26 protein-coding genes and 1 tRNA gene are annotated in these 25,726 nt (G+C 63.9%); 16 read left to right on the forward strand and 11 right to left on the reverse strand.

Annotated features, from left to right (window positions below):
• Positions 1-121: 121 nt before the first annotated feature.
• From RYH74_RS14655 to rpoE, 4 genes are all read right to left on the reverse strand, one after another.
• On the reverse strand, positions 122-1,522 hold the full coding sequence (locus RYH74_RS14655; protein ID WP_371257967.1) for a DegQ family serine endoprotease: 1,401 nt from the start codon (positions 1,520-1,522) through the stop codon (positions 122-124).
• A 222-nt stretch (positions 1,523-1,744) separates the two neighbouring features.
• Entirely contained in the window at positions 1,745-2,707 is a 963-nt protein-coding gene (locus tag RYH74_RS14660; RefSeq protein WP_075046172.1) for a MucB/RseB C-terminal domain-containing protein, read from the reverse strand.
• A 12-nt stretch (positions 2,708-2,719) separates the two neighbouring features.
• The gene (locus tag RYH74_RS14665; protein WP_075046173.1) at positions 2,720-3,310 is read right to left on the reverse strand and encodes a sigma-E factor negative regulatory protein; all 591 of its coding nucleotides are present in this window, start codon (positions 3,308-3,310) and stop codon (positions 2,720-2,722) included.
• 31 nt (positions 3,311-3,341) lie between these two features.
• Positions 3,342-3,923, reverse strand: a complete 582-nt coding sequence (rpoE, locus tag RYH74_RS14670; protein WP_003252049.1) for an RNA polymerase sigma factor RpoE — start codon at positions 3,921-3,923, stop codon at positions 3,342-3,344.
• A 434-nt stretch (positions 3,924-4,357) separates the two neighbouring features.
• Between rpoE and nadB the strand changes: the two genes are divergently transcribed.
• Positions 4,358-5,962, forward strand: a complete 1,605-nt coding sequence (gene nadB, locus RYH74_RS14675; protein ID WP_075046174.1) for an L-aspartate oxidase — start codon at positions 4,358-4,360, stop codon at positions 5,960-5,962.
• Between the two features lie 118 nt (positions 5,963-6,080).
• On the opposite strand, the gene RYH74_RS14680 is transcribed toward nadB, so the two are convergent.
• A complete protein-coding gene (locus RYH74_RS14680) occupies positions 6,081-6,539 on the reverse strand; it encodes a protein YgfX (RefSeq protein WP_075046175.1) in 459 nt (152 codons plus the stop codon).
• Positions 6,523-6,777 carry a succinate dehydrogenase assembly factor 2 gene (locus RYH74_RS14685; RefSeq protein ID WP_003252043.1) on the reverse strand — a complete coding sequence of 85 codons (255 nt, stop codon included), beginning with the start codon at positions 6,775-6,777 and terminating at the stop codon, positions 6,523-6,525. Before RYH74_RS14685 ends, RYH74_RS14680 begins: the two co-directional genes overlap by 17 nt.
• A gap of 133 nt (positions 6,778-6,910) precedes the next feature.
• Here RYH74_RS14685 and RYH74_RS14690 point away from each other — a divergent pair, with 133 nt between their 5' ends.
• Complete coding sequence (locus tag RYH74_RS14690; protein WP_317409639.1) at positions 6,911-7,852, forward strand: folate-binding protein YgfZ; 942 nt, start codon at positions 6,911-6,913, stop codon at positions 7,850-7,852.
• Between the two features lie 55 nt (positions 7,853-7,907).
• Positions 7,908-8,714, forward strand: a complete 807-nt coding sequence (locus RYH74_RS14695; protein ID WP_015271603.1) for an HDOD domain-containing protein — start codon at positions 7,908-7,910, stop codon at positions 8,712-8,714.
• 126 nt (positions 8,715-8,840) lie between these two features.
• Here RYH74_RS14695 and RYH74_RS14700 read toward each other — a convergent pair whose 3' ends face one another.
• Together RYH74_RS14700 and RYH74_RS14705 are read right to left on the reverse strand one after the other, a co-directional pair.
• Positions 8,841-10,220 carry a sensor histidine kinase gene (locus RYH74_RS14700; RefSeq protein ID WP_025340432.1) on the reverse strand — a complete coding sequence of 460 codons (1,380 nt, stop codon included), beginning with the start codon at positions 10,218-10,220 and terminating at the stop codon, positions 8,841-8,843.
• Entirely contained in the window at positions 10,213-10,884 is a 672-nt protein-coding gene (locus RYH74_RS14705) for a response regulator (protein ID WP_075046177.1), read from the reverse strand. Before RYH74_RS14705 ends, RYH74_RS14700 begins: the two co-directional genes overlap by 8 nt.
• A 199-nt stretch (positions 10,885-11,083) precedes the next feature.
• Here RYH74_RS14705 and RYH74_RS14710 point away from each other — a divergent pair, with 199 nt between their 5' ends.
• From RYH74_RS14710 to RYH74_RS14730, 5 genes are all read left to right on the forward strand, one after another.
• Complete coding sequence (locus RYH74_RS14710) at positions 11,084-12,373, forward strand: OprD family porin (protein ID WP_075046178.1); 1,290 nt, start codon at positions 11,084-11,086, stop codon at positions 12,371-12,373.
• Positions 12,374-12,419: 46 nt separating this feature from the next.
• Entirely contained in the window at positions 12,420-13,400 is a 981-nt protein-coding gene (locus tag RYH74_RS14715) for a Bug family tripartite tricarboxylate transporter substrate binding protein (protein WP_025340435.1), read from the forward strand.
• A 200-nt stretch (positions 13,401-13,600) separates the two neighbouring features.
• Positions 13,601-14,059, forward strand: coding sequence for a tripartite tricarboxylate transporter TctB family protein (locus tag RYH74_RS14720; protein WP_085590285.1), 459 nt, complete (start codon positions 13,601-13,603; stop codon positions 14,057-14,059).
• A gap of 3 nt (positions 14,060-14,062) precedes the next feature.
• Positions 14,063-15,577 (forward strand): tripartite tricarboxylate transporter permease, encoded by a 1,515-nt coding sequence (locus RYH74_RS14725; RefSeq protein WP_025340437.1) that lies wholly within the window; start codon positions 14,063-14,065, stop codon positions 15,575-15,577.
• Entirely contained in the window at positions 15,570-16,601 is a 1,032-nt protein-coding gene (locus RYH74_RS14730) for an AbrB family transcriptional regulator (RefSeq protein WP_085614237.1), read from the forward strand. The genes RYH74_RS14725 and RYH74_RS14730 overlap by 8 nt, the downstream gene beginning before the upstream one ends.
• Positions 16,602-16,721: 120 nt before the next feature.
• Here RYH74_RS14730 and ung read toward each other — a convergent pair whose 3' ends face one another.
• On the reverse strand, positions 16,722-17,414 hold the full coding sequence (ung, locus tag RYH74_RS14735; RefSeq protein ID WP_075046180.1) for a uracil-DNA glycosylase: 693 nt from the start codon (positions 17,412-17,414) through the stop codon (positions 16,722-16,724).
• A gap of 126 nt (positions 17,415-17,540) precedes the next feature.
• On the opposite strand from ung, the gene RYH74_RS14740 reads away from it, so the two are divergent.
• Positions 17,541-18,647, forward strand: coding sequence for an enoyl-CoA hydratase/isomerase family protein (locus RYH74_RS14740; protein ID WP_075046181.1), 1,107 nt, complete (start codon positions 17,541-17,543; stop codon positions 18,645-18,647).
• A gap of 130 nt (positions 18,648-18,777) precedes the next feature.
• Here RYH74_RS14740 and RYH74_RS14745 read toward each other — a convergent pair whose 3' ends face one another.
• Positions 18,778-19,230, reverse strand: coding sequence for a hypothetical protein (locus RYH74_RS14745; RefSeq protein ID WP_286100489.1), 453 nt, complete (start codon positions 19,228-19,230; stop codon positions 18,778-18,780).
• A gap of 143 nt (positions 19,231-19,373) precedes the next feature.
• Between RYH74_RS14745 and RYH74_RS14750 the strand changes: the two genes are divergently transcribed.
• From RYH74_RS14750 to nadS, 7 genes are all read left to right on the forward strand, one after another.
• Positions 19,374-19,586: a cysteine-rich CWC family protein gene (locus tag RYH74_RS14750; protein WP_015271611.1), complete on the forward strand. Its 213-nt coding sequence runs from the start codon at positions 19,374-19,376 to the stop codon at positions 19,584-19,586.
• 9 nt (positions 19,587-19,595) lie between these two features.
• Positions 19,596-20,288, forward strand: a complete 693-nt coding sequence (locus RYH74_RS14755; protein ID WP_075046183.1) for a pseudouridine synthase — start codon at positions 19,596-19,598, stop codon at positions 20,286-20,288.
• A 448-nt stretch (positions 20,289-20,736) separates the two neighbouring features.
• Positions 20,737-21,624: a (R)-3-hydroxydecanoyl-ACP:CoA transacylase gene (gene phaG / locus RYH74_RS14760; protein WP_075046184.1), complete on the forward strand. Its 888-nt coding sequence runs from the start codon at positions 20,737-20,739 to the stop codon at positions 21,622-21,624.
• Between the two features lie 111 nt (positions 21,625-21,735).
• Positions 21,736-21,809: transfer RNA gene (locus RYH74_RS14765), tRNA-Gly, on the forward strand.
• A gap of 164 nt (positions 21,810-21,973) precedes the next feature.
• Positions 21,974-23,680, forward strand: a complete 1,707-nt coding sequence (locus RYH74_RS14770; RefSeq protein ID WP_075046185.1) for a SulP family inorganic anion transporter — start codon at positions 21,974-21,976, stop codon at positions 23,678-23,680.
• Positions 23,681-23,867: 187 nt separating this feature from the next.
• Positions 23,868-24,188: a type II toxin-antitoxin system RelE/ParE family toxin gene (locus RYH74_RS14775; protein WP_075046186.1), complete on the forward strand. Its 321-nt coding sequence runs from the start codon at positions 23,868-23,870 to the stop codon at positions 24,186-24,188.
• Positions 24,185-24,472 (forward strand): NadS family protein, encoded by a 288-nt coding sequence (gene nadS / locus RYH74_RS14780; RefSeq protein WP_075046187.1) that lies wholly within the window; start codon positions 24,185-24,187, stop codon positions 24,470-24,472. The genes RYH74_RS14775 and nadS overlap by 4 nt, the downstream gene beginning before the upstream one ends.
• 82 nt (positions 24,473-24,554) lie before the next feature.
• Here the strand turns inward: nadS and RYH74_RS14785 are convergent, their stop codons facing one another.
• Entirely contained in the window at positions 24,555-25,622 is a 1,068-nt protein-coding gene (locus RYH74_RS14785) for a glycerophosphodiester phosphodiesterase family protein (RefSeq protein WP_317409640.1), read from the reverse strand.
• Between the last annotated feature and the right edge of the window lie 104 nt (positions 25,623-25,726).

Consider the following 25,726-nt stretch of genomic DNA (forward strand, 5'->3'; position numbering starts at 1 on the left):
CCTTAAGCTGCCGGGATATGGGAGATTCCTCTATCGGGCTGTACACAGCATTCGCCCCTGCAATTGTGAACTTTCATGAAAAAGGGCAGCCGAAGCTGCCCTTTTCTCCTTGCCAAGCCGCTTATTCAGCCAGCTTGAAGGTAATGAAGCTGGCACGGCCCTGACGCAGCACGCGCATCGACACCGAACGGTTCTTCGGCAGTTCCTTGGCGATTTCGGTGAATTCCTTGGCCGAACCGATGGCCTGGTTGTTCAGGTGGCTGATCACGTCACCCGGGCGCAGGCCGATCATCGCGGCCGGGCCATCCTGGACTTCCTTGATGACCACGCCACCCTTGAGCTCCAGGGCTTTCTTCTGCTCGGCGGTCAGGTCGGCCACCGAGACGCCCAGGCGGTTGCTGCTGCGCTCGGCGCTGCCTTCGGCGCCGGTACCGATGTCGGCATCGTCGTCCGGCAGTGCGCCAACGCTGATGTCGAGGTTCTGGCGCTTGCCGTTGCGGATGATCTCCAGCTTGGCCTTTTCGCCGTCCTTGAGGCTGCCGACCAGGTGCGGCAGGTCGGCCGACATGACGATCGGCTGGCCGTTCATGCTCAGGATCACGTCACCCACCTGCAGGCCGCCCTTGGCTGCCGGGCCGTTTTCCAGCACCTGGGCCACCAGGGCACCGGCCGGCTTGTCCAGGCCGAACGACTCAGCCAGGTCCTTGTTGACCTCCTGGATCACCACGCCCAGCCAGCCGCGGCTGACCTTGCCGTCTTTCTTCAGCTGGTTGGAGACATCGATCGCCACATCGATCGGGATGGCGAACGACAGGCCCATGAAACCGCCGGAACGGGTGAAGATCTGCGAGTTGATACCCACCACTTCGCCGTTCATGTTGAACAGCGGGCCACCGGAGTTGCCCGGGTTGATGGCAACGTCCGTCTGGATGAACGGTACGTAGGTGTCGTTGGGCAGGGTACGGCCCTTGGCGCTGACGATACCTTTGGTCACCGAATGGTCGAAGCCGAACGGCGAACCGATGGCCAGTACCCACTCGCCCACTTTGAGCTTCTCGGAATCACCCAGCTTGACGGTCGGCAGGTTCTTGCCCTCGACCTTGAGCAGGGCCACGTCGGTGCGCGGATCGGTGCCGACCAGCTTGGCCTGCAGCTCGCTGCGGTCCGATAGGCGGACGATGATCTCGTCGGCATCGGCTACCACGTGGTTGTTGGTCAGCACGTAGCCATCGCTGGAAATGATGAAGCCCGAACCCAGCGACTGGGCCTCGCGCTGGCGGTCGCCACGCGGCGAACGCGGCTGCTGCGGCATGTTGCGCTCGAAGAACTCGCGGAACATCGGAGGCAGGCCTTCCAGGTCGGGCATCTGCCCGGCGGCCATGCGGCGGTCCGGCAGCTTCTGCTTGGTACTGATGTTGACCACGGCTGGCGAGGCCTGCTCGACCAGGGTAGTGAAGTCCGGCAGGGCTTCCTCGGCCTGGGCGCTGAGCACCTGGCCGAGCATCAGCACGGCGGCGAACATCGATAGGTAGGATTTCAAGCGTGGTATTGACATACGGCTCCCGTCACAACGAGCGGTAGTTTAGAAAGGCCCCTGCACAAAGCAGGAAAGGCCAGGCTCCAAGAAGCCTGACCTATAGAAAATTTGCCGATGGATTGCAAATGACAATGCTTTAATTTCATTTCAGAGGCATGTCCGCACGCCTTGGCATGGCCCGCACGCCAGGCCCGCAAATGCGCGCCATCACTGGCGCGCCTGGCCATCCTGGGGGCGCATCGACAGCGCCACACGCTCTGCGGTACCCAGCGGAATCTCGCCGACCACAGTGACCATCACCTTGCCCTTGGGCGTGTTCAGCCGACGCGAGACCGCCGAAGTCGGGCCAAGCTGGGTGCGCATGTCGGTCCCGCCCTCATCCTTTACCAGCTCGAGGAACACCGAGAAGCGCGCCAGGCCATCGTCGTACATCAGGCTGCTGACCGTGCTGTCATTCTTGGGGTCGCGGCGTACCGAGCTGTTGACCAGTTCGAAACCAGGCGGCAGCCAGTCCGAACGCCAGCCGGCGACCGTGTCATTGGCGGCAGCGGCCACATGCTGCACCGGCTTGCACGCAGCGCTGGCGCGCAGGTCGTCGTCGCTGGGTGCTTTGGTATCGAGACGGATCATCTGGAAGCGCTCCAGCAACTGCCCCTTGTCGTTGACCATCAACGAGCGCAGCGGCAGGCCGGTAGCACGGTCCAGGTGCAATTCGAAGGCATAACGGTGCTGGTCGCGCGGGGTGAGCGTCACGATCACGGCATCGCGCCCGGCGACCCGTGACTTGCCCGCCACGCTCAAGTCATACCAGCCCATCAGTTTCAGCGGATCAAGCACACGCTGCGCGGCGTCCGGGGGCGTCGTCACACCACTGACCAAGACCCCGCTGACGCACTCTACCTTGCCATCCACGCGCACGATCTCCTGGGCGGCGCCATCGAGCTGCAACAGCCGCTCGCTGACCTTGCCGTCGTCGACCCTGTGCCAGATCTCGTGGGAAGAGAAGCTGCCGTTGCGTTCGTAGACAAAAGAGCCTTGGTAGCTCTGCTTTTGCTCGGCCTGTGCCAGCTTGCTCAGCCACTCGCTCGCCTCGGGCGAGGAATTGGCCGCCAATGCTGGCACCGTCATGCAGCTGCCAATCAGCAGCGACAGGAGAGGTAGCGCGCGCATGATCCTCCTTACTTAACGGTTTTCCAGGCTGGCGGCGCGGGCATACGGCAATGCGGTTTCAGTGCCCTTGAGCGCAGATTCCTGGGCATGCTGGCGCAGGTAACCTGGCAGACGCTGGTCCCAGCCGGCCTGGTTCTGCAGCACGCCGTTGGCCATCGGCCCGGTCGGTTGCTCACTGCTCTCACTATAGCCTGCCAAAACGGCCGGGCCTTGTGCTTGTGGCACAGTCAGGCCTTGCTGGGCAGGTTGCTGGGCAGCAAGCTCGGCGCCAGTGATCTCGTCCTGGTTGTACATGCGCACACCGGCCAGCACCGCTACGGTGACCGAGGCAGCTACCGCCAGGCGGCCAATGCTGCGCCATGGCCCTTTCTTGGCCTTGGCCGGCACGGCTTCGTCAGCCAGCGCTGCAGACACCGCCGAGGCGATATCCAGGTTGGGCAGCAGCAGCTCCTTGTGCATGGCTGCGCGGGCAACCTGGTAACGCGACCAGGTGGCACGGGTTTCAGCATCGTCTACGGCGTTCAACACACGACGCAGTTCAAGCTCGTCCGCTTCGTTATCCATCACCGCGGACAGCGATTCCTGCAAAGCTTCACGACTCATGGCGGTTCCTCTCTTGGCTGTCGCCGCTGTCTCAGGTTTCCTGCAGCAAAGGTTGCAGGGCTTTGTCTATGGCCTCCCGAGCGCGGAAGATTCGAGAGCGCACGGTACCCACCGGACATTGCATGACACTGGCAATGTCTTCGTAACTCAGCCCGTCGAACTCGCGCAGGGTCAGTGCCGTGCGCAGGTCTTCAGGCAGTTGCTGGATGGTGCGATGGACAGTGCCTTCGATTTCATCCCGCAACAACGAGCGTTCTGGGGACTCGAGATCCTTGAGACCATGATCGCCGTCGTAAAACTCCGCATCCTCGGAGCTCACATCACTGTCTGGCGGCCGTCTTCCACGGGACACCAGGTAGTTCTTCGCCGTGTTGATGGCGATGCGGTACAGCCACGTATAGAACGCACTGTCTCCGCGGAAGTTGCCAAGCGCACGGTAGGCCTTGATGAAGGCTTCCTGTGCTACATCCTGGGCCTCGTGGGTATCGTGAACGAACCGCACGATCAACCCGAGAATCTTGTGCTGATACTTCAGCACCAACAGATCGAAAGCTCGCCTGTCACCGCGCTGAACGCGCTCGACAAGCTGCTGATCCTCTTCCTGGGTTAGCATGAACACTCCTCAGTGAACTCGAAGGAGCGTTGCAACAGCCATCGTTCAGGCTTGCAACCATAGACTCGGGCTTTGCGCAAAAGTTCTCCCCTCCAAGCAAGTTTCCTGCAGCCCTTGGTCGGGTTGCACGGAAGACGCGGCACGGTCACGGCCGGCTACGTCGATAATCAGGTTTCGAGTACGCAGGGACAGCCCGGACAGGCCCGCCGCCCTGCGTCGCCGCGGCAAGTTGTGGCGCGTGGGCAGCCTTCATAGGATTTCCGGCCATGTCGGAAAGTTCCCACAAAGGTTGTCGCGACCAGGCAAGTGGCATGGAAATTGGCCACCAGGGGCTGCTATAAAGGCAACCCGGCCAGCTTTAACGATAGTTTCACAATGCCATCGGCGCGTGACTATTGTGCCGCGCCCCTTCCAAAGAATACTAGTGTCCCGACATGAGCCAACAATTCCAACATGATGTCCTGGTGATCGGCAGCGGTGCCGCCGGTCTCAGCCTGGCACTGAACCTCCCCAGCCACCTGCGAGTCGCCGTGCTCAGCAAGGGCGACCTGGCCAACGGCTCGACCTTCTGGGCCCAGGGCGGTGTCGCGGCAGTGCTGGACAATACCGATACCGTGCAGTCGCATGTCGAGGACACCCTCAATGCCGGCGGCGGCCTGTGCCATGAAGAAGCTGTGCGCTTTACCGTCGAGCACAGCCGCGAAGCCATCGAGTGGCTGATCGAGCAAGGCGTGCCCTTTACCCGCGACGAGCATTACAGCGTCGACGACGGTGGCTTCGAGTTCCACCTGACCCGCGAAGGCGGCCATAGCCACCGGCGCATCATCCATGCCGCCGACGCCACCGGCGCAGCCATCTTCACCACGCTGCTGGAGCAGGCCCGCAAACGCCCGAATATCCAGCTGCTGGAGCAGCGCGTGGCGGTCGACCTGATTACCGAACGTCGCCTCGGCCTGCCCGGCGAGCGCTGCCTGGGTGCCTATGTGCTCGACCGCAACACCGGCGAGGTGGACACCTTCGGTGCGCGCTTCACCGTGCTGGCCACTGGCGGCGCGGCCAAGGTCTACCTGTATACCAGCAACCCCGATGGTGCTTGCGGCGACGGCATCGCCATGGCCTGGCGGGCCGGTTGCCGGGTGGCGAACCTGGAGTTCAACCAGTTCCACCCGACTTGCCTGTACCACCCGCAGGCCAAGAGTTTCCTGGTCACCGAAGCCCTGCGCGGCGAAGGTGCCCTGCTGCGCCTGCCCAATGGCGAGCGTTTCATGCCACGCTTCGACCCCCGCGAAGAACTGGCCCCGCGCGACATCGTGGCCCGCGCCATCGACCACGAGATGAAGCGCCTGGGTGTGGACTGCGTGTACCTGGACATCACCCACAAGCCGGCCGACTTCATCAAGAGCCACTTCCCCACCGTGTACGAGCGCTGCCTGGCCTTCGGCATCGACATCACCCGTCAGCCGATCCCGGTAGTACCTGCGGCGCACTACACCTGCGGCGGAGTGATGGTCGACGACCGCGGCCATACCGACGTGCCGGGCCTGTATGCCATAGGTGAAACCAGCTTCACCGGCCTGCACGGTGCCAACCGCATGGCCAGCAATTCGCTGCTGGAATGCTTCGTCTATGGCCGTGCCGCCGCGGCCGACATCCAGGCGCACCTGGATGAAGTGGTCATGCCCAAGGCCCTGCCCGGCTGGGACGCCAGCCAGGTCACCGACTCGGACGAGGACGTGATCATTGCGCACAACTGGGACGAACTGCGGCGCTTCATGTGGGACTACGTCGGCATCGTGCGCACCAGCAAGCGCCTGCAGCGAGCGCAGCACCGCATTCGCCTGCTGCTGGACGAAATCGACGAGTTCTACAGCAACTACAAGGTCAGCCGCGACCTGATCGAATTGCGCAACCTGGCGCAGGTGGCCGAGTTGATGATCCTGTCGGCCATGCAGCGCAAGGAAAGCCGCGGACTGCATTACACCCTGGATTACCCGGGGATGCTGGACGAGGCCAAGGACACCATTCTCAGCCCGATCTGAAATCGGCGTCGCGGCCTTCGCGGGCCCGCCCGCTCCCACAGGATTCCCACTGCCTTGCAGGCTTGCGCAGTACCTGTGGGAGCGGGCAAGCCCGCGAAGAAGCCAACTCGGTATGGTTTTATACCCGGCTCACCCCTGCCCACCTGCGCCGGCTGAATTTCAACCGCACCCGCAAGCGCCTGTGCTCATCAGCCCCCAGCGCATCCCGTGGCACGCATTGGCTCTCCCCCAACCAGCGCCCCGCCCGCACAAAGCGCAATACCACCAGCGCCGGCAACGCCACGCTGTCCCGGCACAAGCGCACCGGCTGCCAGCCACGGGCACGGCTGAACACCTGCCAGCCGCGCACATCACGGCGCAGGCCAACAACGGCATGCTCATGCGTCAGCAGAATACGTCGGGGAATGGCCCAGCCAGCGTGGGCAATACAGGCGGCGACAACAGCAAGGGCCGACCACCCGGTCAGCGGGCTCGCCCATACGGCAAACCACGCCAGTACCTGGCACCCCAGGTAGGCCGCCAGCAGCAGGCGCGAGCCTTGCCAGCGGCACTCGAAGCACTCACTTGGGCTGGACACGGTCCAGGATGATGCGAACCATGCGCTGCAGCTCCGGGTCTTCGGACTCGGTGCGCTCCATGAACCAGCCGAACATGTCCTGATCCTCGCAGCTCAACAGACGCACGTAGAGTTCGCGGTCGGTTTCGTTGAGCGTGGGGTAGACTTCCTGGGTGAAAGGCACCAACAGTACGTCCAGTTCCAGCATGCCGCGGCGGCTGTGCCAGAAAAGCCGGTTGAGTTCAGTTTGTTCGACCATGGGGCCCTCCTCGAATGGCCCGCCAGTATACAGCCAGGCGAGCGAAGCGACACCGGGCGTTGGTCTAGTCACCTACCTATTTTGTTACCGGCGTTCTATGATGGCCGCCAGTCTTTAGCCACCGCGATGACCCATGGCCGATTCCGCTTTCTTCTGCCCCCTGTCCCACGAGGGCATACTCGCCGTCCGCGGCTCCGATGCAGGCAAGTTCCTGCAAGGCCAGCTGACCTGCAACATCAACTACCTCAGCCCGGAACACGCCAGCCTCGGCGCCCGCTGCATGGTCAAGGGGCGCATGCAGTCGAGTTTCCGCATCCTGCCCGAAGGCAACGGCTACCTGCTGGCCATGGCCAGCGAGCTGCTCGACGCCCAGCTGGCCGACCTCAAGAAGTACGCCGTGTTCTCCAAGGCGACGCTGACCAATGAAAGCGCTGCCTGGGCACGCTTCGGCCTGCAAGGCGGCGATGCGGCGCTGCAGGCCCTGGGGCTCGATGTGCCTGCGGCAGCTGGCAGCACCATGCGCCACGACGGGTTGATCGCCATTGCCGTGTCCGCTGGCCGCGTGGAGCTGTGGGCACCGGCAGACAAAGCCGACAGCGTTCGCCAGGCGCTGGCCGCCGCACTGCCTGAAGGTAGCCTCGACAACTGGCTGCTGGGGCAGATTCGCGCCGGGATCGGCCAGGTAATGGGGCCGACCCGCGAGCTGTTCATCCCGCAGATGATCAACCTGCAGGCCGTCGACGGCGTCAGCTTCAAGAAAGGCTGCTATACCGGTCAGGAAATCGTTGCCCGCATGCAGTACCTGGGCAAGCTCAAGCGCCGCCAGTACCGCCTGGCACTGGACCAGCAGGCCATTCCGGCCCCGGGTGCCGAGATCTTCTCGCCCACCCATGGTTCGTCGGTTGGTGAAGTGGTCATTGCTGCCAGCAACGGCACAGGCTGCGAACTGCTCGCCGTGCTCAGCGCCGAAGCGGTGGAAGACGACAACCTGCACCTGGGCAGCCTGGAAGGCCCACGCCTGCAGGTGCTGACCCTGCCCTACGAACTGGACCGCGACCGGGAAATCCAGCGTTGACCAGCCTGCCCCGCCTACGTGGCGGGGCCGCACCACCACTGCGGTAGACACGCCCATGAACAAGCTGGCCGAGATGGTTCAAGCACAGTTGCTCGATGCCATCGAAAAGGATGACCTGGTCCTGCCGACCCTGCCCGAGGTTGCCTTGAGCATCCGCGAGGCGGCGGAAGACAGCGAGATCAGCGTAGCGGCCCTGAGCAAGGTGATCGGTCGCGATGCGGCCCTTTCAGCGCGCCTGATCAAGGTCGTCAACAGCCCACTGCTGCGCGCGGCGGTCGAGGTCACCGACCTGCACACCGCCATCACGCGGCTGGGCATCAACTACAGCTGCAACCTGGCCATTGGCCTGGTGATCGAGCAGATTTTCCACGCCCGGGCGCCGGCGGTGGAGCAGAAGTTACGTGATATCTGGGCCAACAGCCTGGATGTGGCGGGCATCAGCTACGAAATCTGCCGCCGCTTTACACAGCTCAAGCCCGACCAGGCCACCCTCGGCGGGCTGGTCAACCAGATTGGCGCACTGCCGGTGCTGATCTATGCCGAAGAGCACAACGAACTGCTGTCCGACCCGGTGTGCCTGCATTATGTGATCGAGCAGATCCAGCCGGTGCTGGGCGACAAGATCCTCAAGGCCTGGGAGTTTCCGGAGCAACTGGTCAACCTGCCGAGCCAGGTGCAGGACCTGGACCGGCAGACTGACAAGATCGACTACATCGACATCGTGCAGATCGCCCGCTGCATCAGCCAGCGCGGGCGCCACCGGCCGCTGGCAGCACTACCGGCATACCGCCACCTGGGCCTGCCGTACGGCACCGAGCTTGAAGTAGGTGAACTGATCGAGGCGCGGAGCATGTTGCGCTGACCGGTGTCAGCCTGTGCCGGCCTCTTCGCGGGTAAACCCGCTCCCACAGGTATAGCGCAGCCTTCAGCAGCGGCGCGGTCACTGTGGGAGCGGGTTCACCCGCGAAAGGGCGGTACAGGCAACACATCAATCCGCGATAAAACTCACCCGCACCCGCAACCCGCCCTTCGCACCGTCATGCAGGCTCACCTGTGCCAGGTGCGCCCGGCAGATCTCGCCGACAATCGCCAAGCCAAGCCCACTGCCCTGCGCACTGCGCCGGTAGAAGCGCTCGAATACCCGCTCACGCTCAGCCTCGGGAATCCCCGGCCCGTCGTCCTCCACCTCAAGCACCGCCGGCGCCAGCACCCGCAAGATCACGTTGCCGCCAGCCGGCGTATGCGCCAAGGCATTGTCCACCAGGTTGCTCAACAGCTCGTTGAGCAGCGTCGGCTCCCCCTTCAGCCACACCGGCGCCTCGGCCTCCAGGGCCAGCGCCACCCCGCGCTTGTGCGCCAGCGGTGCCATGGCCATGCCCAGCTCACGAGCCAACTGGCTCAGGTCCAGGCGCTGCGCCCCGCCTTCGGCAATCGCCCGCGCACCGTTCTCGACCCGCGCCAGCGACAGCAGCTGGTTGGCCAGGTGGGTCAGGCGGTCAGTGCCCTGGGCCGCGGACTCCAGTGTCTGCCGCCACTCCTGCGGCTCGGCCGAACGCAGGCCCAGCTCGACACGTGCCTTCAGCGCGGCCAGTGGCGTGCGCAACTCGTGGGCGGCGTCGGCGATGAACTGCGCCTGGCGCTCGAACTGGCCGCGCAAACGCTCGGTGAAATGGTTCAAAGCCCGCACCAGTGGGCCCAGCTCACGCTGCACCTGCACCACCGGCAAGGCCCGTAGGTCGTCCGGCTGGCGCTCTTCCACCGCCGTGCGCAGGCGCTCCAGCGGCCGCAACGCGGCACTCACGGCAAACCACACCATCACCAGCGCGCCCAGTGCCAGCATCCCCAGGCGCAGCAGGGTATCGGCCATCAGGCCACGGGCCATGCGCACCCGCGCTTCCTCGGTCTCGGCCACACGGATTTCCGCCATGCCGTTCATGTTCGGCTCGCTCACTGGCTTCAGCAGGCTGACCACGCGCACGTCCTGGCCCAGGTAGGTGGCGTTGTAGAACCGCGCCAGCGCCGGGTAATCGTCGGTACGCGGTGTGCCCGGCGGCGGCGCTGGCAGGTTCTCGTAGCCGGAAATCAGCCGCTGCTGGATGTCCAGCACCTGGTAGTAGATGCGCCCGGCACTGTCGTAGGCGAAGGTGTCCAGGGCCACGTAGGGCACATCTGCGCTCAGCGAGCCGTCACGCTGGGACAGACCTGCGGCAATGGTCCGCGCCGAGGCCAGCAGGGTCCGGTCGTAGGCGGTGTCGGCGGCCTCGCGGCCATTCCAATAAGCGCTCAGGCCGCTCGCCAGCATCAACACCACCAGCAACAAGGCCAGGTTGCCGAGCAAGCGCCCGCGCAGGCTGCCGTTGTCACGCATCGCGGTGCTCGAGCAGGTAGCCCAGGCCACGGAAGGTGACGATGGCCACCGGGTGGCCGTCGAGCTTCTTGCGCAGGCGGTGGATGTAGATTTCGATGGCGTCGGGGCTGGCTTCTTCGTCCAGGCCGAACACCTGGGCGGCCAGTTGCTCCTTGCTCATCACCCGGCCCGGTCGGGCGATCAGCGCTTCCAGTACGCTCTGTTCGCGCGAGGTCAGGGTCAGGTTTTCGCCACCCAGGGCAAAGCGCCGGGTGTCCAGGTCGTACACCAGCGGCCCGCAGCTTTGCTGGCGCTCGCCACCGAGCACGCTGCGCCGCAGCAGGGCCTTGACCCGTGCCTCCAGTTCGGTCAGCTCGAACGGCTTGGCCAGGTAGTCGTCGGCGCCCAGGTTCAGCCCGTGGACCCGGTCCTTGACGTCACTGCGCGCGGTCAGCATCAGCACCGGCAGGGTCTTGCCACGGCCGCGCAGGCGCGCCAGCACCTCGAAGCCGTCCATGCGCGGCAAGCCGACATCCAGCACGGCCACGGCGTATTCCTCGCTGGCCAGGGCCAGGTCGGCGGCCACGCCGTCATGCAGCACATCCACGGTCAGGCCATGGCTTTTCAAGGCCTGGGCCACGCTTTCGGCCAGTTGCAGGTGGTCTTCGACCAGCAGCACACGCATCGGATTCTCCCTGCTCGGGTGGGACGGTGGCGCGGAGTGTACCGCTGTCGGCAGGCCTGTGAAGCCCTGTCAACAAACCTTTCACGCTGAAAGGTTAGCGAAAGGTTGGTTACCTAGCATCGCACCACGGTCGCCCTTCGCGCCGAAAAAAGCACCAGCAAGGTGCAACGAATAAGAACAATAAACGGAGCCATCAGTGATGCTGTCATCGCAGCCGCAGGCGTTCGCGCCTACCCGTTCCTTTGCCGCACGCCCCTCCGCCATCGCCAGCGCCCTTGCGCTTGCCGGTGTCGCCCCGATGAGCCAGGCCGCCTTCTTCGAAGACAGCACGGCCACCTTCGAAACCCGCAACATGTACTTCAACCGCGATTTCCGCGACGGCACCAGTGCGCAGCAATCCAAGCGCGACGAGTGGGCCCAGGGCTTCATGCTCAACTTCGAGTCTGGCTACACCCATGGCACCGTGGGCTTCGGCCTGGATGCGCTGGGCATGCTCGGCATCAAGCTCGACTCCAGCCCCGACCGCACCGACACCGGCCTGCTGCCGACCCACGATGACGGCAAGGCCGCCGACGAGTACTCCAAGCTCGGCCTGACCGGCAAGGTGAAGGTGTCGCAGACCGAACTGAAGATCGGCACGCTGATCCCCGAACTGCCAACCCTGCAGCCCAACGATGGGCGCATCCTGCCGCAAACCTTCGAAGGCGGCCTGCTCACCTCGAAGGAGGTCAAGGGCCTGACCTTCACCGGCGGCCGACTGGACAAGGCCAAGGACCGCAACGACACCAACTGGGAAGACCTGGCCCTGAACAACAAGAACGGCCGCTTCGGTGGCTCGTTCAGCGCCGACAACCTGGACCTGGCCGGCCTCGACTACCAGTTCACCGATCGCATCACCGGCAGCTACCACTTTGCCCAGCTCGACGATATCTACCGCCAGCACTTCATCGGCATGGTCGCCACCCAGCCATGGGGCCCGGGCACCTTCGGCGCCGACCTGCGCCTGGCCGTGAGTGACGACGCTGGCGCCGCCAAGGCCGGTAACATCGACAACACCACCGTCAACGGCATGCTCAGCTACGCCCTGGGCGGGCACAAGGTCAGCGCCGCCTGGCAGCAGCTGTCCGGCGACAGCGCCTTCCCGTACGTCGATGGTGCCGACCCGTACCTGGTCAACTTCGTCCAGATCAACGACTTCGCCGGCGCCGACGAGCGCTCCTGGCAGGCACGCTACGACTACAACTTCGCCGCACTCGGCGTGCCCGGCCTGACCTTCATGACTCGCTACATCAGCGGCGACAACGTCAGCCGCGCGGCCGGCGGCGAGGGCAAGGAGTGGGAGCGCAACACCGAACTGAAGTACGTGGTACAAAGCGGCCCGTTGAAGAACGTCGCCGTGCGCCTGCGCAACGCCACCTTCCGCTCCAACTTCGCCCGCGACGCGGACGAGGTGCGGCTGCTGGTGAGCTACAGCGTGGCGCTGTGGTAACCCCATAGCGATAACTTGATAACAACAACGCTCACGGAGATAGACGATGACCTTTTCACTGCGCCGCCTCGTCCTCGCTACCGGCTGCCTGCTGTTGGCCGGCAACGCCCTCGCTGCCGAACCGAAACGCCCCGAATGCATTGCCCCCGCCTCGCCCGGCGGCGGCTTCGACCTGACCTGCAAACTGGTGCAGAGCGCTCTGGTGCAGGAAAAGATCCTCACCAAGCCGATGCGCGTCACCTACATGCCCGGCGGTGTCGGCGCGGTGGCCTACAACGCCGTGGTCGCCCAGCGCCCGGCCGATGCCGGCACCCTGGTGGCCTGGTCCAGCGGCTCGCTGCTGAACCTGGCCCAGGGCAAATTCGGCCGCTTCGACGAGAACGCGGTGAAATGGCTGGCCGCAGTCGGCACCAGCTACGGCGCCATCGCAGTGAAAAGCGACTCGCCCTACAAGACCCTCGACGACCTGGTCGCGGCGTTGAAGAAAGACCCGAGCAAGGTGGTGATCGGCTCCGGCGGTACCGTCGGCAGCCAGGACTGGATGCAGACCGCCCTGATCGCCAAGGCCGCCGGCATCAACCCGCGTGACCTGCGCTACGTGGCCCTGGAAGGCGGCGGCGAAATCGCCACGGCGTTGCTGGGCGGGCATATCCAGGTAGGCTCGACCGACATCTCCGACTCCATGCCGCACATTCAGAGCGGCAACATGCGCATCCTCGCGGTGTTCTCGGAAAACCGCCTGGACGAGCCCGAGATGAAAGACATCCCCACCGCCAAGGAGCAGGGCTACGACATCGTCTGGCCGGTGGTACGCGGTTTCTACCTGGGGCCAAAGGTGAGCGACGAGGACTACGCCTGGTGGAAACAGTCATTCGACAAGATGCTGGCCTCGGAAGACTTCGCCAAGCTGCGTGACCAGCGCGAACTGTTCCCCTTCGCCATGACCGGCGCAGAGCTGGACGGCTATGTGAAGAAGCAAGTGGCTGACTACAAGGCACTGGCCAGGGAGTTTGGCCTGATCCAGTAACACTGGCCGGAGTTACCACAATCCCTGTGGGAGCGGCCTTGTGTCGCGATGGGCCGCACAGCGGCCCCTGTCTCAGCCGATGCGATGCTTCAGACAGATCGCAGTGGCAGGTTTTGCGGCCGCTTCGCGCCCGATCGCGACGCAAGGCCGCTCCCACAGGATTTGCATCTCGCTTGAGTGATCCCAACGAGGATTCCTTCATGATCCTGCAACGCATCTTCGCCCTGGCCCTGCTGGCGGTGTGCGCCGCCCTGGCCGTGATGGCCTGGCCTTACCAGGCGGCGTTTTCCTATGAACCGGTGGGCCCGCGCGCCTACCCGCTGTTGATGCTCGGCCTGCTTTGCCTGGGCCTGCTGTACCTGGTGTTCCGCCCCACGCCCATCGTGCGCAAGGACGACGAACCGGAACTGGACCGCGAAACCCTGATCAAGATCACCGCCTGCGTCGGCCTGCTGATCGTTTTCGCCAGCACCTTCGAAGCCCTGGGCTTCATCCTCAGCGCCATCCTGGTCGGTGTGCCCATGGCCCGCCTGTACGGCGGCCGCTGGCTGCACAGCGCCATCGTGGTGGTGGGCATGAGCCTGTTCCTCTACTGGCTGTTCGACCGCGTGATGGACGTGCCCCTGCCCCTTGGCCTGCTGAGCGTACTGGAGAACTGACACATGGATACCTTGAGCTACCTGGGCCAGGGCTTCGGCGTCGCCCTGTCCCCCTACAACCTGGTCACCGCCCTCTCCGGCACGCTGATCGGCACCGTGGTCGGCCTGCTGCCGGGCCTGGGCCCGATCAACGGCGTGGCCTTGCTGATTCCCATCGCCTTCGCCCTCGGCCTGCCGCCGGAGTCGGCGCTGATCCTGCTGGCGGCGGTGTACCTGGGCTGTGAGTACGGTGGGCGCATCAGTTCGATCCTGCTGAACATCCCCGGCGAAGCCTCGACCGTGATGACCACCCTCGACGGCTACCCTATGGCCCGCAATGGCCTGGCTGGCGTAGCGCTGTCGCTGTCGGCCTGGAGTTCGTTCATCGGTGCGCTGATCGCCACCTGCGGCATGGTGCTGTTTGCCCCGCTGCTGGCGAAATGGGCAATCGCCTTCGGCCCGGCGGAGTACTTCGTGCTGATGGTGTTCGCCATCGTCGCCCTCGGTGGCATGGCCGGCGACAAGCCGCTGAAAACCTTCATTGCCGCACTGATCGGCCTGTTCCTGTCGGCAGTCGGCATCGATGCCAACAGTGGCGTGTACCGCTTCACCGGCGACAGCGTGCATCTGGCCGACGGCATCCAGTTCGTGGTGCTGGTGCTGGGCCTGTTCTCCATCAGCGAAATCCTCCTGCTGCTGGAAAAGACCCACCATGGCCACCAGGCAGTCAAGGCTACCGGGCGCATGCTGTTCAACTTCAAGGAAGCGGCCTCGGTGTTCGTGGTCAACATCCGCTGCGGCCTGCTGGGCTTCATCATGGGTGTGCTGCCTGGCGCCGGTGCAACACTGGCCAGCGCCGTGGCCTACATGACCGAAAAACGCCTGGCAGGTGACAAGGGCAAGTTCGGCAAGGGCGACGCCCGCGGCCTGGCCGCCCCGGAAACCGCCATCGGCGCCTCCTGCTGTGGCGCCCTGGTACCGATGCTGACCCTGGGCGTACCCGGCTCGGGCACCACTGCGGTTATGATCGGCGCACTGACCTTGTACAACATCACCCCGGGCCCACTGCTGTTCGAACAGCAGCCAGACATCGTCTGGGGCCTGATCGCCTCGCTGTTCATCGCCAACATCATGCTGGTGATCCTCAACATCCCGATGATCCGCATCTTCACCCGCATCCTCGCCGTGCCGAACTGGGCGCTGGTGCCGGTGATCGCCATCATCACGGGGATCGGGGTGTACGCCGTGCATGCCACCACCTTCGACCTGTTCCTGATGGTCGGCATCGGCATCATGGGCTATATCCTGCGCAAGCTGGACTTCCCGCTGTCGCCGATCCTGCTCGGCTTCATCCTCGGTGGGCTGATGGAGCAGAACCTGCGCCGGGCGCTGTCGATCTCCAACGGCGAACTGGGCATCCTCTGGTCGAGCCCGATCAGCATGTCGGTATGGGTACTGACCATTTGCATGCTGACCCTGCCGCTGCTGCGCATCTGGCGCAAACGCAGCCAGCAGCGCCGGGCGATGGCCGATGCCTGATCGCTCGTTGCCGTTGTTTGTCGCGACCGGGCTGGTCGGCCTCGCTGGCGGTTTTGCCGCCAGCAAGGTCGGCTGGCCTTTGCCGTGGATGGTCGGCTCGTTGCTGGCGATCATCCTGGTGCGCTGCCTGACACCCTGGCAGCTGCCGGAAATCCCCAATGGTCGCAAATGCGGGCAGTGGATCATCGGCATCGGTATCGGCCTGCACTTCACCCCGGCGGTGATCGAGCAGGTGGCCAGCCATTTCGCACTGATCTTTTTCGGCGCGCTGTTCACCACCCTGTCCAGCGTGATCAGCGTATGGCTGTTGCGGCGCACCGGTGAAGACCGTGCCACGGCGTTCTTTGCCAGCATGCCGGGCGGTTCGGGGGAGATGGTCAACCTTGGCGCGCGCAACGGCGCGGTGCTCAGCCAGGTAGCGGCGGCGCAGAGCCTGCGCGTGCTGGCGGTGGTACTGTGCGTGCCGGCGCTGTTCAAGTTCCTGCTGGGTGACGGGGTACCGCTGAATCACACCGGCAGTGTGAGCTGGGGCTGGCTGGCGCTGATTGCGCCGCTGGGCGTTGCCGTCGCCCTGCTCTGGCAGCGCTTGCGCCAGCCCAACCCGTGGCTGTTCGGGCCATTGCTGGTGGCAGCCACCGTGAGCCTGGCGGGCAACCTGCAGATAACCCTGCCCAATGGCGCCAGCCAGATCGGCCAGTGGTTGATCGGCAGTGGCCTGGCCTGCCACTTCAACCGCGCGTTCTTCCGCCGCGCACCGTCGTTCCTGGGGCGTACCCTGGTGGCCACGGCGTTGTGCATGGCAATTGCCGGCAGCGCCGCTTGGGTATTGAGCGTCATGACCGCGCTGGATCTGCGCTCGCTGACATTGGGGATGATGCCGGGCGGAATTGCCGAGATGAGCCTGACGGCAGAGACCCTGCAACTGTCGGTGCCGCTGGTGACGGCGCTGCAGGTGATGCGCTTGTTGTTCGTGCTGTTTCTGGCAGAGCCGTTGTTCCGGGTGTGGAACGCAACCCCGGAATGACTGTGACGGCCTCTTCGCGGGTAAACCCGCTCCCACAGGGACCACACAAGCCCTGAGGGTAGTGCAGTACCTGTGGGAGCGGGTTCACCCGCGAAGACGGCAACGCGGTATGTCAGGCCATTACAATGGCGGCAACGCCCAGTTGATCGGCGCCAGCCCGCGCTGCTGGAGGAAACTGTTGGCCCGGCTGAAATGCCCGCATCCCAGGAACCCACGGTAAGCCGACAACGGCGATGGATGCACCGATTTCAGCACCAGATGCTTGGTCCCGTCGATCAGCTTCTGCTTGCTTTGCGCATGCGAGCCCCACAGCAGGAACACCACGTTCGGGCACTGCTCGCTGACCACCTGGATGACCCGGTCGGTAAAGAACTCCCAGCCCTTCTTGGCATGCGACGCGGCATTGGCGCGCTCCACGGTCATGGTCGTGTTGAGCAACAGCACGCCCTGCTCGGCCCAGCTCTGCAGGTAGCCATGGTTGGCAATCGGGATGTTCAGGTCGCGCTGCAGCTCCTTGTAGATGTTGACCAGCGATGGTGGCGTGGCCACGCCCGGCTGCACCGAGAAGCACAGGCCATGCGCCTGGCCCGGCCCGTGGTACGGGTCCTGGCCGAGGATGACCACCTTCACCTGGTCCAGCGGCGTCGAGTTGAGCGCATTGAAGATCAACGGCCCTGGCGGGTAGATCTCTTTGCCGGCGGCGTACTCGCCGCGCAGGAACTCGCGCAGCTGATGCATGTAGGGCTGGTCGAATTCGGCGCGCAAGGCGGCCTTCCAGCTGGGTTCGAGTTTGATGCGATCGTCGTCAGTCATGGGGCCTTCCATAAACAATGGCGCGACACTAGGTAAGCCCTTCCCGCTTGTCAAACGATCCGACCGACGACCGGCATGTTCGGCCAGGCAAGCCATACTTGTCCGATGACTTGCGCGAGGTAGTCCATGACCATTCATTGCGAGGTACTCACCGGCGCCGATGGCGCCCGCATCGGCATCGCCACCCTGGATGCGCCCAAGGCGCTCAATGCCCTGAACCTGCCGATGATCGAGGTATTGGGCGAACAGTTGCACGCCTGGGCTCGCGACCCCGGGATCGTCTGCGTGCTGCTGCGCGGCAATGGGGCCAAGGCCTTCTGCGCCGGCGGCGATGTGCGTGCGCTGGTGCAAGCCTGCCGCGACCACCCCGGCAGCGTCCCCCCGCTGGCCGCCACCTTCTTCGCCGCCGAATATCGCCTGGACTTTGCCCTGCACACCTATCCCAAGCCGCTGCTGTGCTGGGGGCACGGGCATGTGCTGGGCGGCGGCATGGGCCTGCTGCAGGGCGCCAATGTACGTATCGTCACCCCCAGCAGTCGGCTGGCCATGCCGGAAATCAGCATCGGCCTGTACCCGGACGTGGGCGCCAGCTGGTTCCTTGCCCGCCTGCCGGGCAAGCTGGGGTTGTTCCTCGGCCTGACAGGCGCGCCGATCAATGCCCACGACGCCTTGGACCTCGGCCTGGCCGACCGCTTTCTGGGTGAGTACCAGCAAGAGGCGCTGATCGAAGAACTGCTGCAACTGAACTGGCAGGAACAGACTGCCCTGCAACTGAACAGCCTGCTCAAGGCCGAACAGCACCGCGCCTGCGCCGAGTTGCCCGAAGCCCGGTGGCTGCCGCGGCGACAGGTGATCGATCAGTTGCTCGACGTGGCCGACGCAGCAGCCGCCTGGCGTGCGCTCGAGGGGCTCAAGCACCACGACGACCCGCTGCTGGCAGATGCCGGCCAACGGTTGCATGAAGGTTGCCCGCTGACCGCACACCTGGTGTGGGAACAGATCCGCCGGGCACGCCACCTGTCGTTGGCGCAGGTGTTTCAGATGGAGTACAGCATGAGCCTGAACTGCTGCCGCCACCCGGAATTCAGCGAAGGCGTGCGTGCGCGCTTGCTGGACAAGGACAACCAGCCGCACTGGCACTGGCCCGATGTGGCGCAAGTGCCGGCGGCGGTGGTGGAGGCGCATTTTGCCAAAGTGTGGGAGGGTCGGCATCCGCTGGCGGATCTCGGGTAGCTTCGAGAAACTGGGGCTGCCTTGCAGCCCATCGCGACACAAGGCCGCTCCTACAAGCGGATCGCGGTCCCCTGTGGGAGCGGCCTTGCGTCGCGAAAGGGGCGCAACGCGCCCCCGAATGTCAATTCATCTACCGCTGCCAATTCCCCCCTTGCCCATGCCCACGCCGCCCGTCCCCGCGCCGGTCACCATCCCCACGGCCGTTGGAGTGCCAACGGTCATTCTGCTGGTAGCGCTGGCTGCCACCGCGATAATCATGACGGTCACGGTCGCGCCCATAGTCATACCGCTGGCGGTTGCCATAGTCATAGCGTGGGTTGCCATGCCACTGCTTAATCCCCGGCTGTGGATGAGACCGGTAGTGAGGCGCAGGCGCCGAGCGGTAGTAGTAACGCGGCGCCGGCTGGTAGTAATAGCGCTGTTGCGGCGTTACGTAATAGCGGTCATAGCGGTAATAATCCGGTGACACATAACGGTCGGAATAGTAGTGGTCCGACCGGTAATAGCCCCCGCTCTCGTAATACGGAACGCAGGCGGAAGTCATCAGCCCCAGCAGGGCGATCAACAGGATTCGATAGGACATGGCGGCCTCCTGGACCGCTGGAGTGCCCGAACAGCGGCGCTGGCGAGCATCGATGCGAAATGCGATCATCGACATTGAATAAGACAGTGCCGCCAAGGTGCAGTGCCATTTCTGCAACAATTTGATACAGGTGAGCGGCAGCCATGCCCGACAACCAGCACTGCCCCGCTTGTGGCGCCCTCAACCAGTGCAGCCTGGCCGACCCGCGCCGGGCCACCCAGGCCTGCTGGTGTTACAGCGTGACCATCGACCCTGCCGTGCTCGAGGCCTTGCCCGCCGAGCTGCGCGACAAAGCCTGCCTGTGCCCGCGCTGCGCCGCCGTCGAAGAACAACTTCGCTCCCCCGCTTCCGACTGACCGTTTGCCATGCGCCTCGACCGTTTCCTCGCCAACCTGCCCAGCCACAACCGCCAGCAAGTCCGTCTGATGCTGGCGCAACGCCGTGTGCGGCTGGATGGCCAGGTGGTCAGCGACCCGCTGGCCGAGGTGCGCGAATTCAGCCGCGTGGAGCTGGACGACCAGCTGCTGCAGGCTGGCCGCCCGGCGCGCTACCTGATGCTGCACAAGCCCGCTGGCTGCGTCAGCGCCACCCAGGACCCGCAACACCGCACTGTGCTCGACCTCCTGCCCGCCGCGTTGCGTGAGGACCTGCACATTGCCGGGCGCCTGGACTTCAACACCACCGGCCTGATGATCCTGACCAACGATGGCCAATGGTCACGGCGGCTTACCCAGCCCGCGACCAAGCTGCCCAAGCACTACCTGGTGGAAACCGAGGACGAGATTGGCGAGCACTATGTGGCCAAGTTCCTGGAGGGTTTCTACTTCGCCTTCGAAGACCTCACCACCCTGCCCGCCCAACTGGACATCCTCGGGCCGCGCCAGGCACGGCTGGCGATCGTCGAAGGGCGCTATCACCAGGTGAAGCGCATGTTCGGCCATTTCGACAACAAGGTGGTGGGGTTGCATCGGGAGAGCATGGGGGCGATCCGGCTGGACCCGGGGTTGGCGCCAGGGGCGTTTCGTGAGCTGACGGCGGATGAAATAGCGACGGTCTAGACAGCCTGTACCGGCCTCTTCGCGGGCACGCCCGCTCCCACAGGTACACCACAGGCCTCCGGGCTGGTGTGATCCCTGTGGGAGCGGGCGAGCCCGCGAAGAGGCCGGACCAGACAGATCAGGGTCGTCATACGACCGCTCAGCGACAAAAGTCACATTTTCCCCCGAACGGCACTTGCGGGATCCCCGACCCACTGCTTGAATCCAAATCGTCAGTCTGCATGTGACTACCAAGTCACACCCGCAGTCGAAGACACCTTTTGCCGGCCACCCAGGGCCTCGATGCCTTGGGGCACGGCAAATTGCCCGCCAAAAACAATACCGTCGACGCAAGTGCCAAGGATCGACACAGGGCCCCCCGGTATCTCTTCAGGCAAATGCCTACCTGTCATAAAGAACGTGCACCCTAGGTGACGCGAATACCCTTTTTGCGCCAGGAGTCGATGACATGAGGCCAGAAATCGCTGTACTTGATATCCAAGGTCAGTATCGGGTTTACACGGAGTTCTATCGCGCGGATGCGGCCGAGAATACGATCATCCTGATCAATGGCTCGCTGGCCACCACGGCCTCGTTCGCCCAAACGGTACGTAACCTGCACCCGCAGTTCAACGTAGTACTGTTCGACCAGCCATACGCGGGCAAATCCAAACCGCACAATCGCCAGGAACGCCTTATCAGCAAGGAGACCGAAGCGCATATTCTCCTTGAGCTGATCGAGCACTTCCAGGCAGACCACGTGATGTCGTTCTCGTGGGGTGGCGCAAGTACGCTGCTGGCGCTGGCGCACCAGCCGCGGCACGTGAAGAAAGCTGTAGTGAGTTCGTTCTCACCGGTGATCAACGAACCGATGCGCGACTACCTGGACCGTGGTTGCCAGTACCTGGCCGCCTGCGACCGCTATCAGGTCGGCAACCTGGTCAACGACACCATCGGCAAGCACCTGCCGTCACTGTTCAAGCGCTTCAACTACCGCCACGTCAGCAGCCTGGACAGCCACGAGTACGCGCAGATGCACTTCCACATCAACGAGGTGCTGCAACATGACCTGGAGCGGGCGCTGGATGGTGCACGCAATATCGACATCCCGGTGCTGTTCATCAACGGCGACCGCGACGAGTACACCACGGTCGAAGATGCGCGGCAGTTCAGCAAGCACGTGGGCCGCAGCCACTTCAGCGTGATCCGCGACGCAGGCCACTTCCTGGACATGGAAAACAAGACCGCTTGCGAGGACACCCGCAGCGTCATGCTGGGGTTCCTGAAGCCAACCATGCGTGAACCTCGTCACCGTTACCAGCCTGTAAAACAGGGGCAGCATGCATTGGCCATCTGAGCAGCTCGGCGTCCTGTGGATGAGACCCGCAAGCCAGGGGGCGCCGACAAGCTTTTTTATAACTTGGGCTTCTAATTCGTTGAGGGTTCTGGTAAAAAGTGCTGCGCAAACGCGGGTATAGTTTAGTGGCAAAACGAAAGCTTCCCAAGCTTTAGTTGAGGGTTCGATTCCCTCTACCCGCTCCACATCGCATTCCCGCATGGCGTTCCCGCAACGTCATCGCTGTCAAAAGGAGCCCAGGCTCCTTTTTTCGTTTCTCCCCCTCCCTTTGATCTGCCCCATGGCCATTTGCCTGCCGATCCGCTTCAATGCGTGGATGGATTCGTGAAGCATTTCGAAAGGACGACGCATGTTTCTCTCCCGCTGGCTACCGGGCCTTGCCAACCTGCTGCACTACCGCCGCGAGTGGTTCCACGCCGACCTGCAGGCCGGCCTCTCGGTGGCAGCGATCCAGATTCCCATAGCCATCGCCTACGCGCAGATCGTCGGCCTGCCGCCGCAGTACGGCCTGTACGCCTGTGTGCTGCCGATGATGGTCTACGCCCTGATCGGCAGCTCGCGCCAGCTGATGGTAGGCCCTGACGCCGCCACCTGCGCGATGATCGCCGGCGCCGTGGCGCCGTTGGCCATGGGCGAGCCGCACCGCATTGCCGAACTGTCGGTGATCGTCACCTTGCTGGTCGGGGTAATGCTGATCGCGGCCGGGGTGGCCCGGGCCGGGTTCATCGCCAGCTTCTTCTCGCGGCCGATCCTGATCGGCTATCTCAACGGTATCGGCCTGAGCCTGATCGCCGGGCAGTTGTCCAAGGTGGTGGGGTTCAAGATCGAGGGCGACGGCTTCATCCTCAGCCTGATCAACTTCTTCCAGCGCCTGGGCGAAATCCACTGGGTGACGCTGCTCATCGGCCTCGCCGCACTGGGCCTGCTGATCTGGCTGCCACGGCGCTACCCCCGCCTGCCTGCAGCGCTGACGGTGGTGGCGCTGTTCATGTTGCTGGTCGGCCTGTTCGGCCTCGACCGCTTCGGCGTCGCCATTCTCGGCCCGGTGCCTGCCGGCATCCCGCAGCTGGCCTGGCCACACAGTAACCTGGCAGAAATGAAAAGCCTGCTGCGCGACGCCCTGGGTATCGCCACCGTCAGCTTCTGCAGCGCCATGCTTACCGCACGCAGCTTTGCCGCCCGGCACGGCTACGCGATCAACGCCAACCACGAATTCGTCGCCCTGGGCGTAAGCAACCTGGCTGCCGGCGTTTCCCAGGGTTTTGCCATCAGCGGCGCAGACTCGCGCACGGCGGTCAACGACATGGTCGGTGGCAAGAGCCAACTGGTGGGCATCATCGCCGCGCTGGTCATCGCCCTGATCCTGCTGTTCTTCACCGCGCCGATGGCGTGGATCCCGCAGGCCGCGCTGGGCGCCGTACTGCTGATGGCCGGCTGGGGGCTGATCGACATCAAGTCGCTGGGGCACATTCGCCGCCTGAGCCGCTTCGAGTTCTGGCTGTGCCTGCTGACCACGGTCGGCGTTCTGAGCCTGGGTGTGCTGCCCGGTATCGTGTTCGCCGTGACCCTGGCGATCCTGCGCCTGCTGTACAGCATCTATCAGCCCACCGACGCGGTGCTGGGCTGGCTGCCGGGCACCGAAGGCCAGGTGGACATCCGCAAACACAAGGATGCCCGCACCGTGCCAGGCCTGGTGGTGTACCGCTTCGACGACGCGATCCTGTTCTTCAACGCCGACTACTTCAAGATGCGCCTGCTCGAGGCGGTGCAGAGCCAGGACCAGCCCAAGGCCGTGCTGTTCGATGCCGAAGCGGTAACCAGCATCGACGTCAGCGGCATCGCCGCCCTGCGCGAAGTGCGCGACACCCTGGCCGCCCAGGGCATCTTCTTCGCCATCGCCCGCGCCCGCGGCACCTTCCTGCGCATGCTGGTGCGCTCGGGGATGGCCCGCGAGATGGAAGACAAACTGCTGTTCGGCTCGGTGCGGGCGGGCATTCGCGCCTATCGGGTTTGGCGCAACAGGAGTCGTATTGTGAAGGTGACTGAACAAGGCTGACGGGCGAGTTGATGCCACAAATTTGCCTCCTACAGAGAAAAGGACTACTCGGCATTCGGAAAGGGATGATGGGCTAGCGACAACCTTGTTCGCTAGCCTCGTTTTCCCGCTCTGAAAACACGGCCGGGCACTCCCTTATCTGTAGCGCTGGATAACCGGCAGCTACGCCAATGGCGTACACTCTGCTATGCTTTTCACTGAAACAACCTTGTTCACCAAACGAGTCAGAGAACTCCTTGATGATGACACCTATCGCTTGCTGCAAGTCAGGCTCATGGCTTCACCTGAGACAGGAGACCTGATTGAGGGAACCGGTGGCCTACGCAAAATACGAGTGCCCGCTAACGGGCATGGAAAACGCGGTGGTGCCAGGGTTATCTACTACCACTTCATATCCAGATCACAGATAGCCATGCTCTACATCTACGGCAAAAATGAGCAGCCCGATCTGTCCAGCGAGCAGCGCAAGGCATTGAAGTCCATCATTGAACACTGGAGGCATGCATGAACCGCTTTTTTGACGAACTGATGGAGAGCGTTCAACAGATGGACGACATCGTCCAGGGCAAGTGCGCGCCGTCTCGCGAATTCGCAATCGATGCTCTTCAGGTACGAAGCATCCGCAGGGCAACAGGGCTTTCACAAGTACGCTTTGCCGAGATGATCGATGTTCAGGTCGCCACGCTGAGAAATTGGGAACAAGGCCGACGAGAACCGACCGGGCCAGCCAAGGCATTGTTACGTGCGATACGCAACGATCCAGATCATGTACTGAAGGCCCTTGCTCACTGACATAGGCCCGCCTGACCAGCATGATCACCTGTGACCGACTGTTCAGCGCTTTGGCCGCTACAAACCGTCCGCCTGCAACCATTCAGTATCCCAACCTCTCCAGCATCACCACCTCAGGCTCCGCCGGACGCTGATAGAACCGTAGCAACGCCCCCGTGCGGTTGGTAAAGATCCCGTCGACACCTGCCTTCATCGCCTTGTCGAAGTCCACCGGTTCGTCGAGGGTGTACGCATGCACCAGCAAATCCCGCGCCTGGCTGGCCTGGTTCATCCAGGGCTGGATCAGGTCGGCATAGCTCTGTTCGCCCAGATGAGTGCGCATGGCAGAAGGCCCCGTACCGACCGCACCGCCCTGCCTGGCCTGATCGAGCCAGCGCAGGAATTCTGCCTGGTCCTTCGGCTGCTGACGGGCATAGAACGCGGCCTTGTCGGTTTCACCCGAGTCAGCGAAATCCTGCCCGGAAGCGGGCTCGATGTTTTTTGTCCCCACCCACAGCAGGAGCACCTTCGGCACCTGCGGCATGGCCTCGTGCAGCAACGCCAGGCTGTTGCGGTCGAAGGTCTGCAACACCACACGGCCTGGCCGGTCGAGCCAGCCGCGGGCTGCGAGGCGCGCCTTCAGGTCCTGCTCGATACCCGGGAACTGCTTGGGGACCTTGGTCTCGATGTACAACCCGGGGTGCCGCTCGGGGTTGCCTTCGGCGATGTCGATGACCTCGTCCAGGGTGAGGATCGGCAGTTTGCGGAAAGAGGCCCGGGCGCGCGCCGGGTAGGCCTGGTTGAACCAGCTGCCAGCATCCAGCGACTTCAGCTCGGCGAGCGTGAAGGCGCTGACCGGGCTGTCCTTTCGCTCTGGGAAGCGCTCGGCGACATCGCTGGTACGCGACAGCACATCGTCATGGACCACCACCAGCACGCCGTCACTGCTGCGTTGCAGGTCGAGTTCCAGGTAGTCGGCGCCCTGGTCGCGGGCCAGCAGGTATGCAGGGGTGGTGGATTCCGGGGCATCGTACGAGGCGCCGCGGTGGGCGATCACCGCCGGGTGCGCAATGCCGTGGGCGGTGGCCAGGGCCTTGCCATTGCTGGCGGAAGCGGCCGACACAGTGAACAAAGCGGTCAAAGCCAAGAAACTGAACATGGGATTGCGCATGGATAAGTCCTTTATCGTCCTGTGAACCTTGCGCTGCCTGTTCTGGCCCCTTCGCGGGCACGCCCGCTCCCACAGGTACTGCACTGAATTCAAGGGCACTGCAA

Source organism: Pseudomonas sp. LSJ-87 (assembly GCF_032971465.1).
GTDB lineage: Bacteria > Pseudomonadota > Gammaproteobacteria > Pseudomonadales > Pseudomonadaceae > Aquipseudomonas > Aquipseudomonas putida_Z.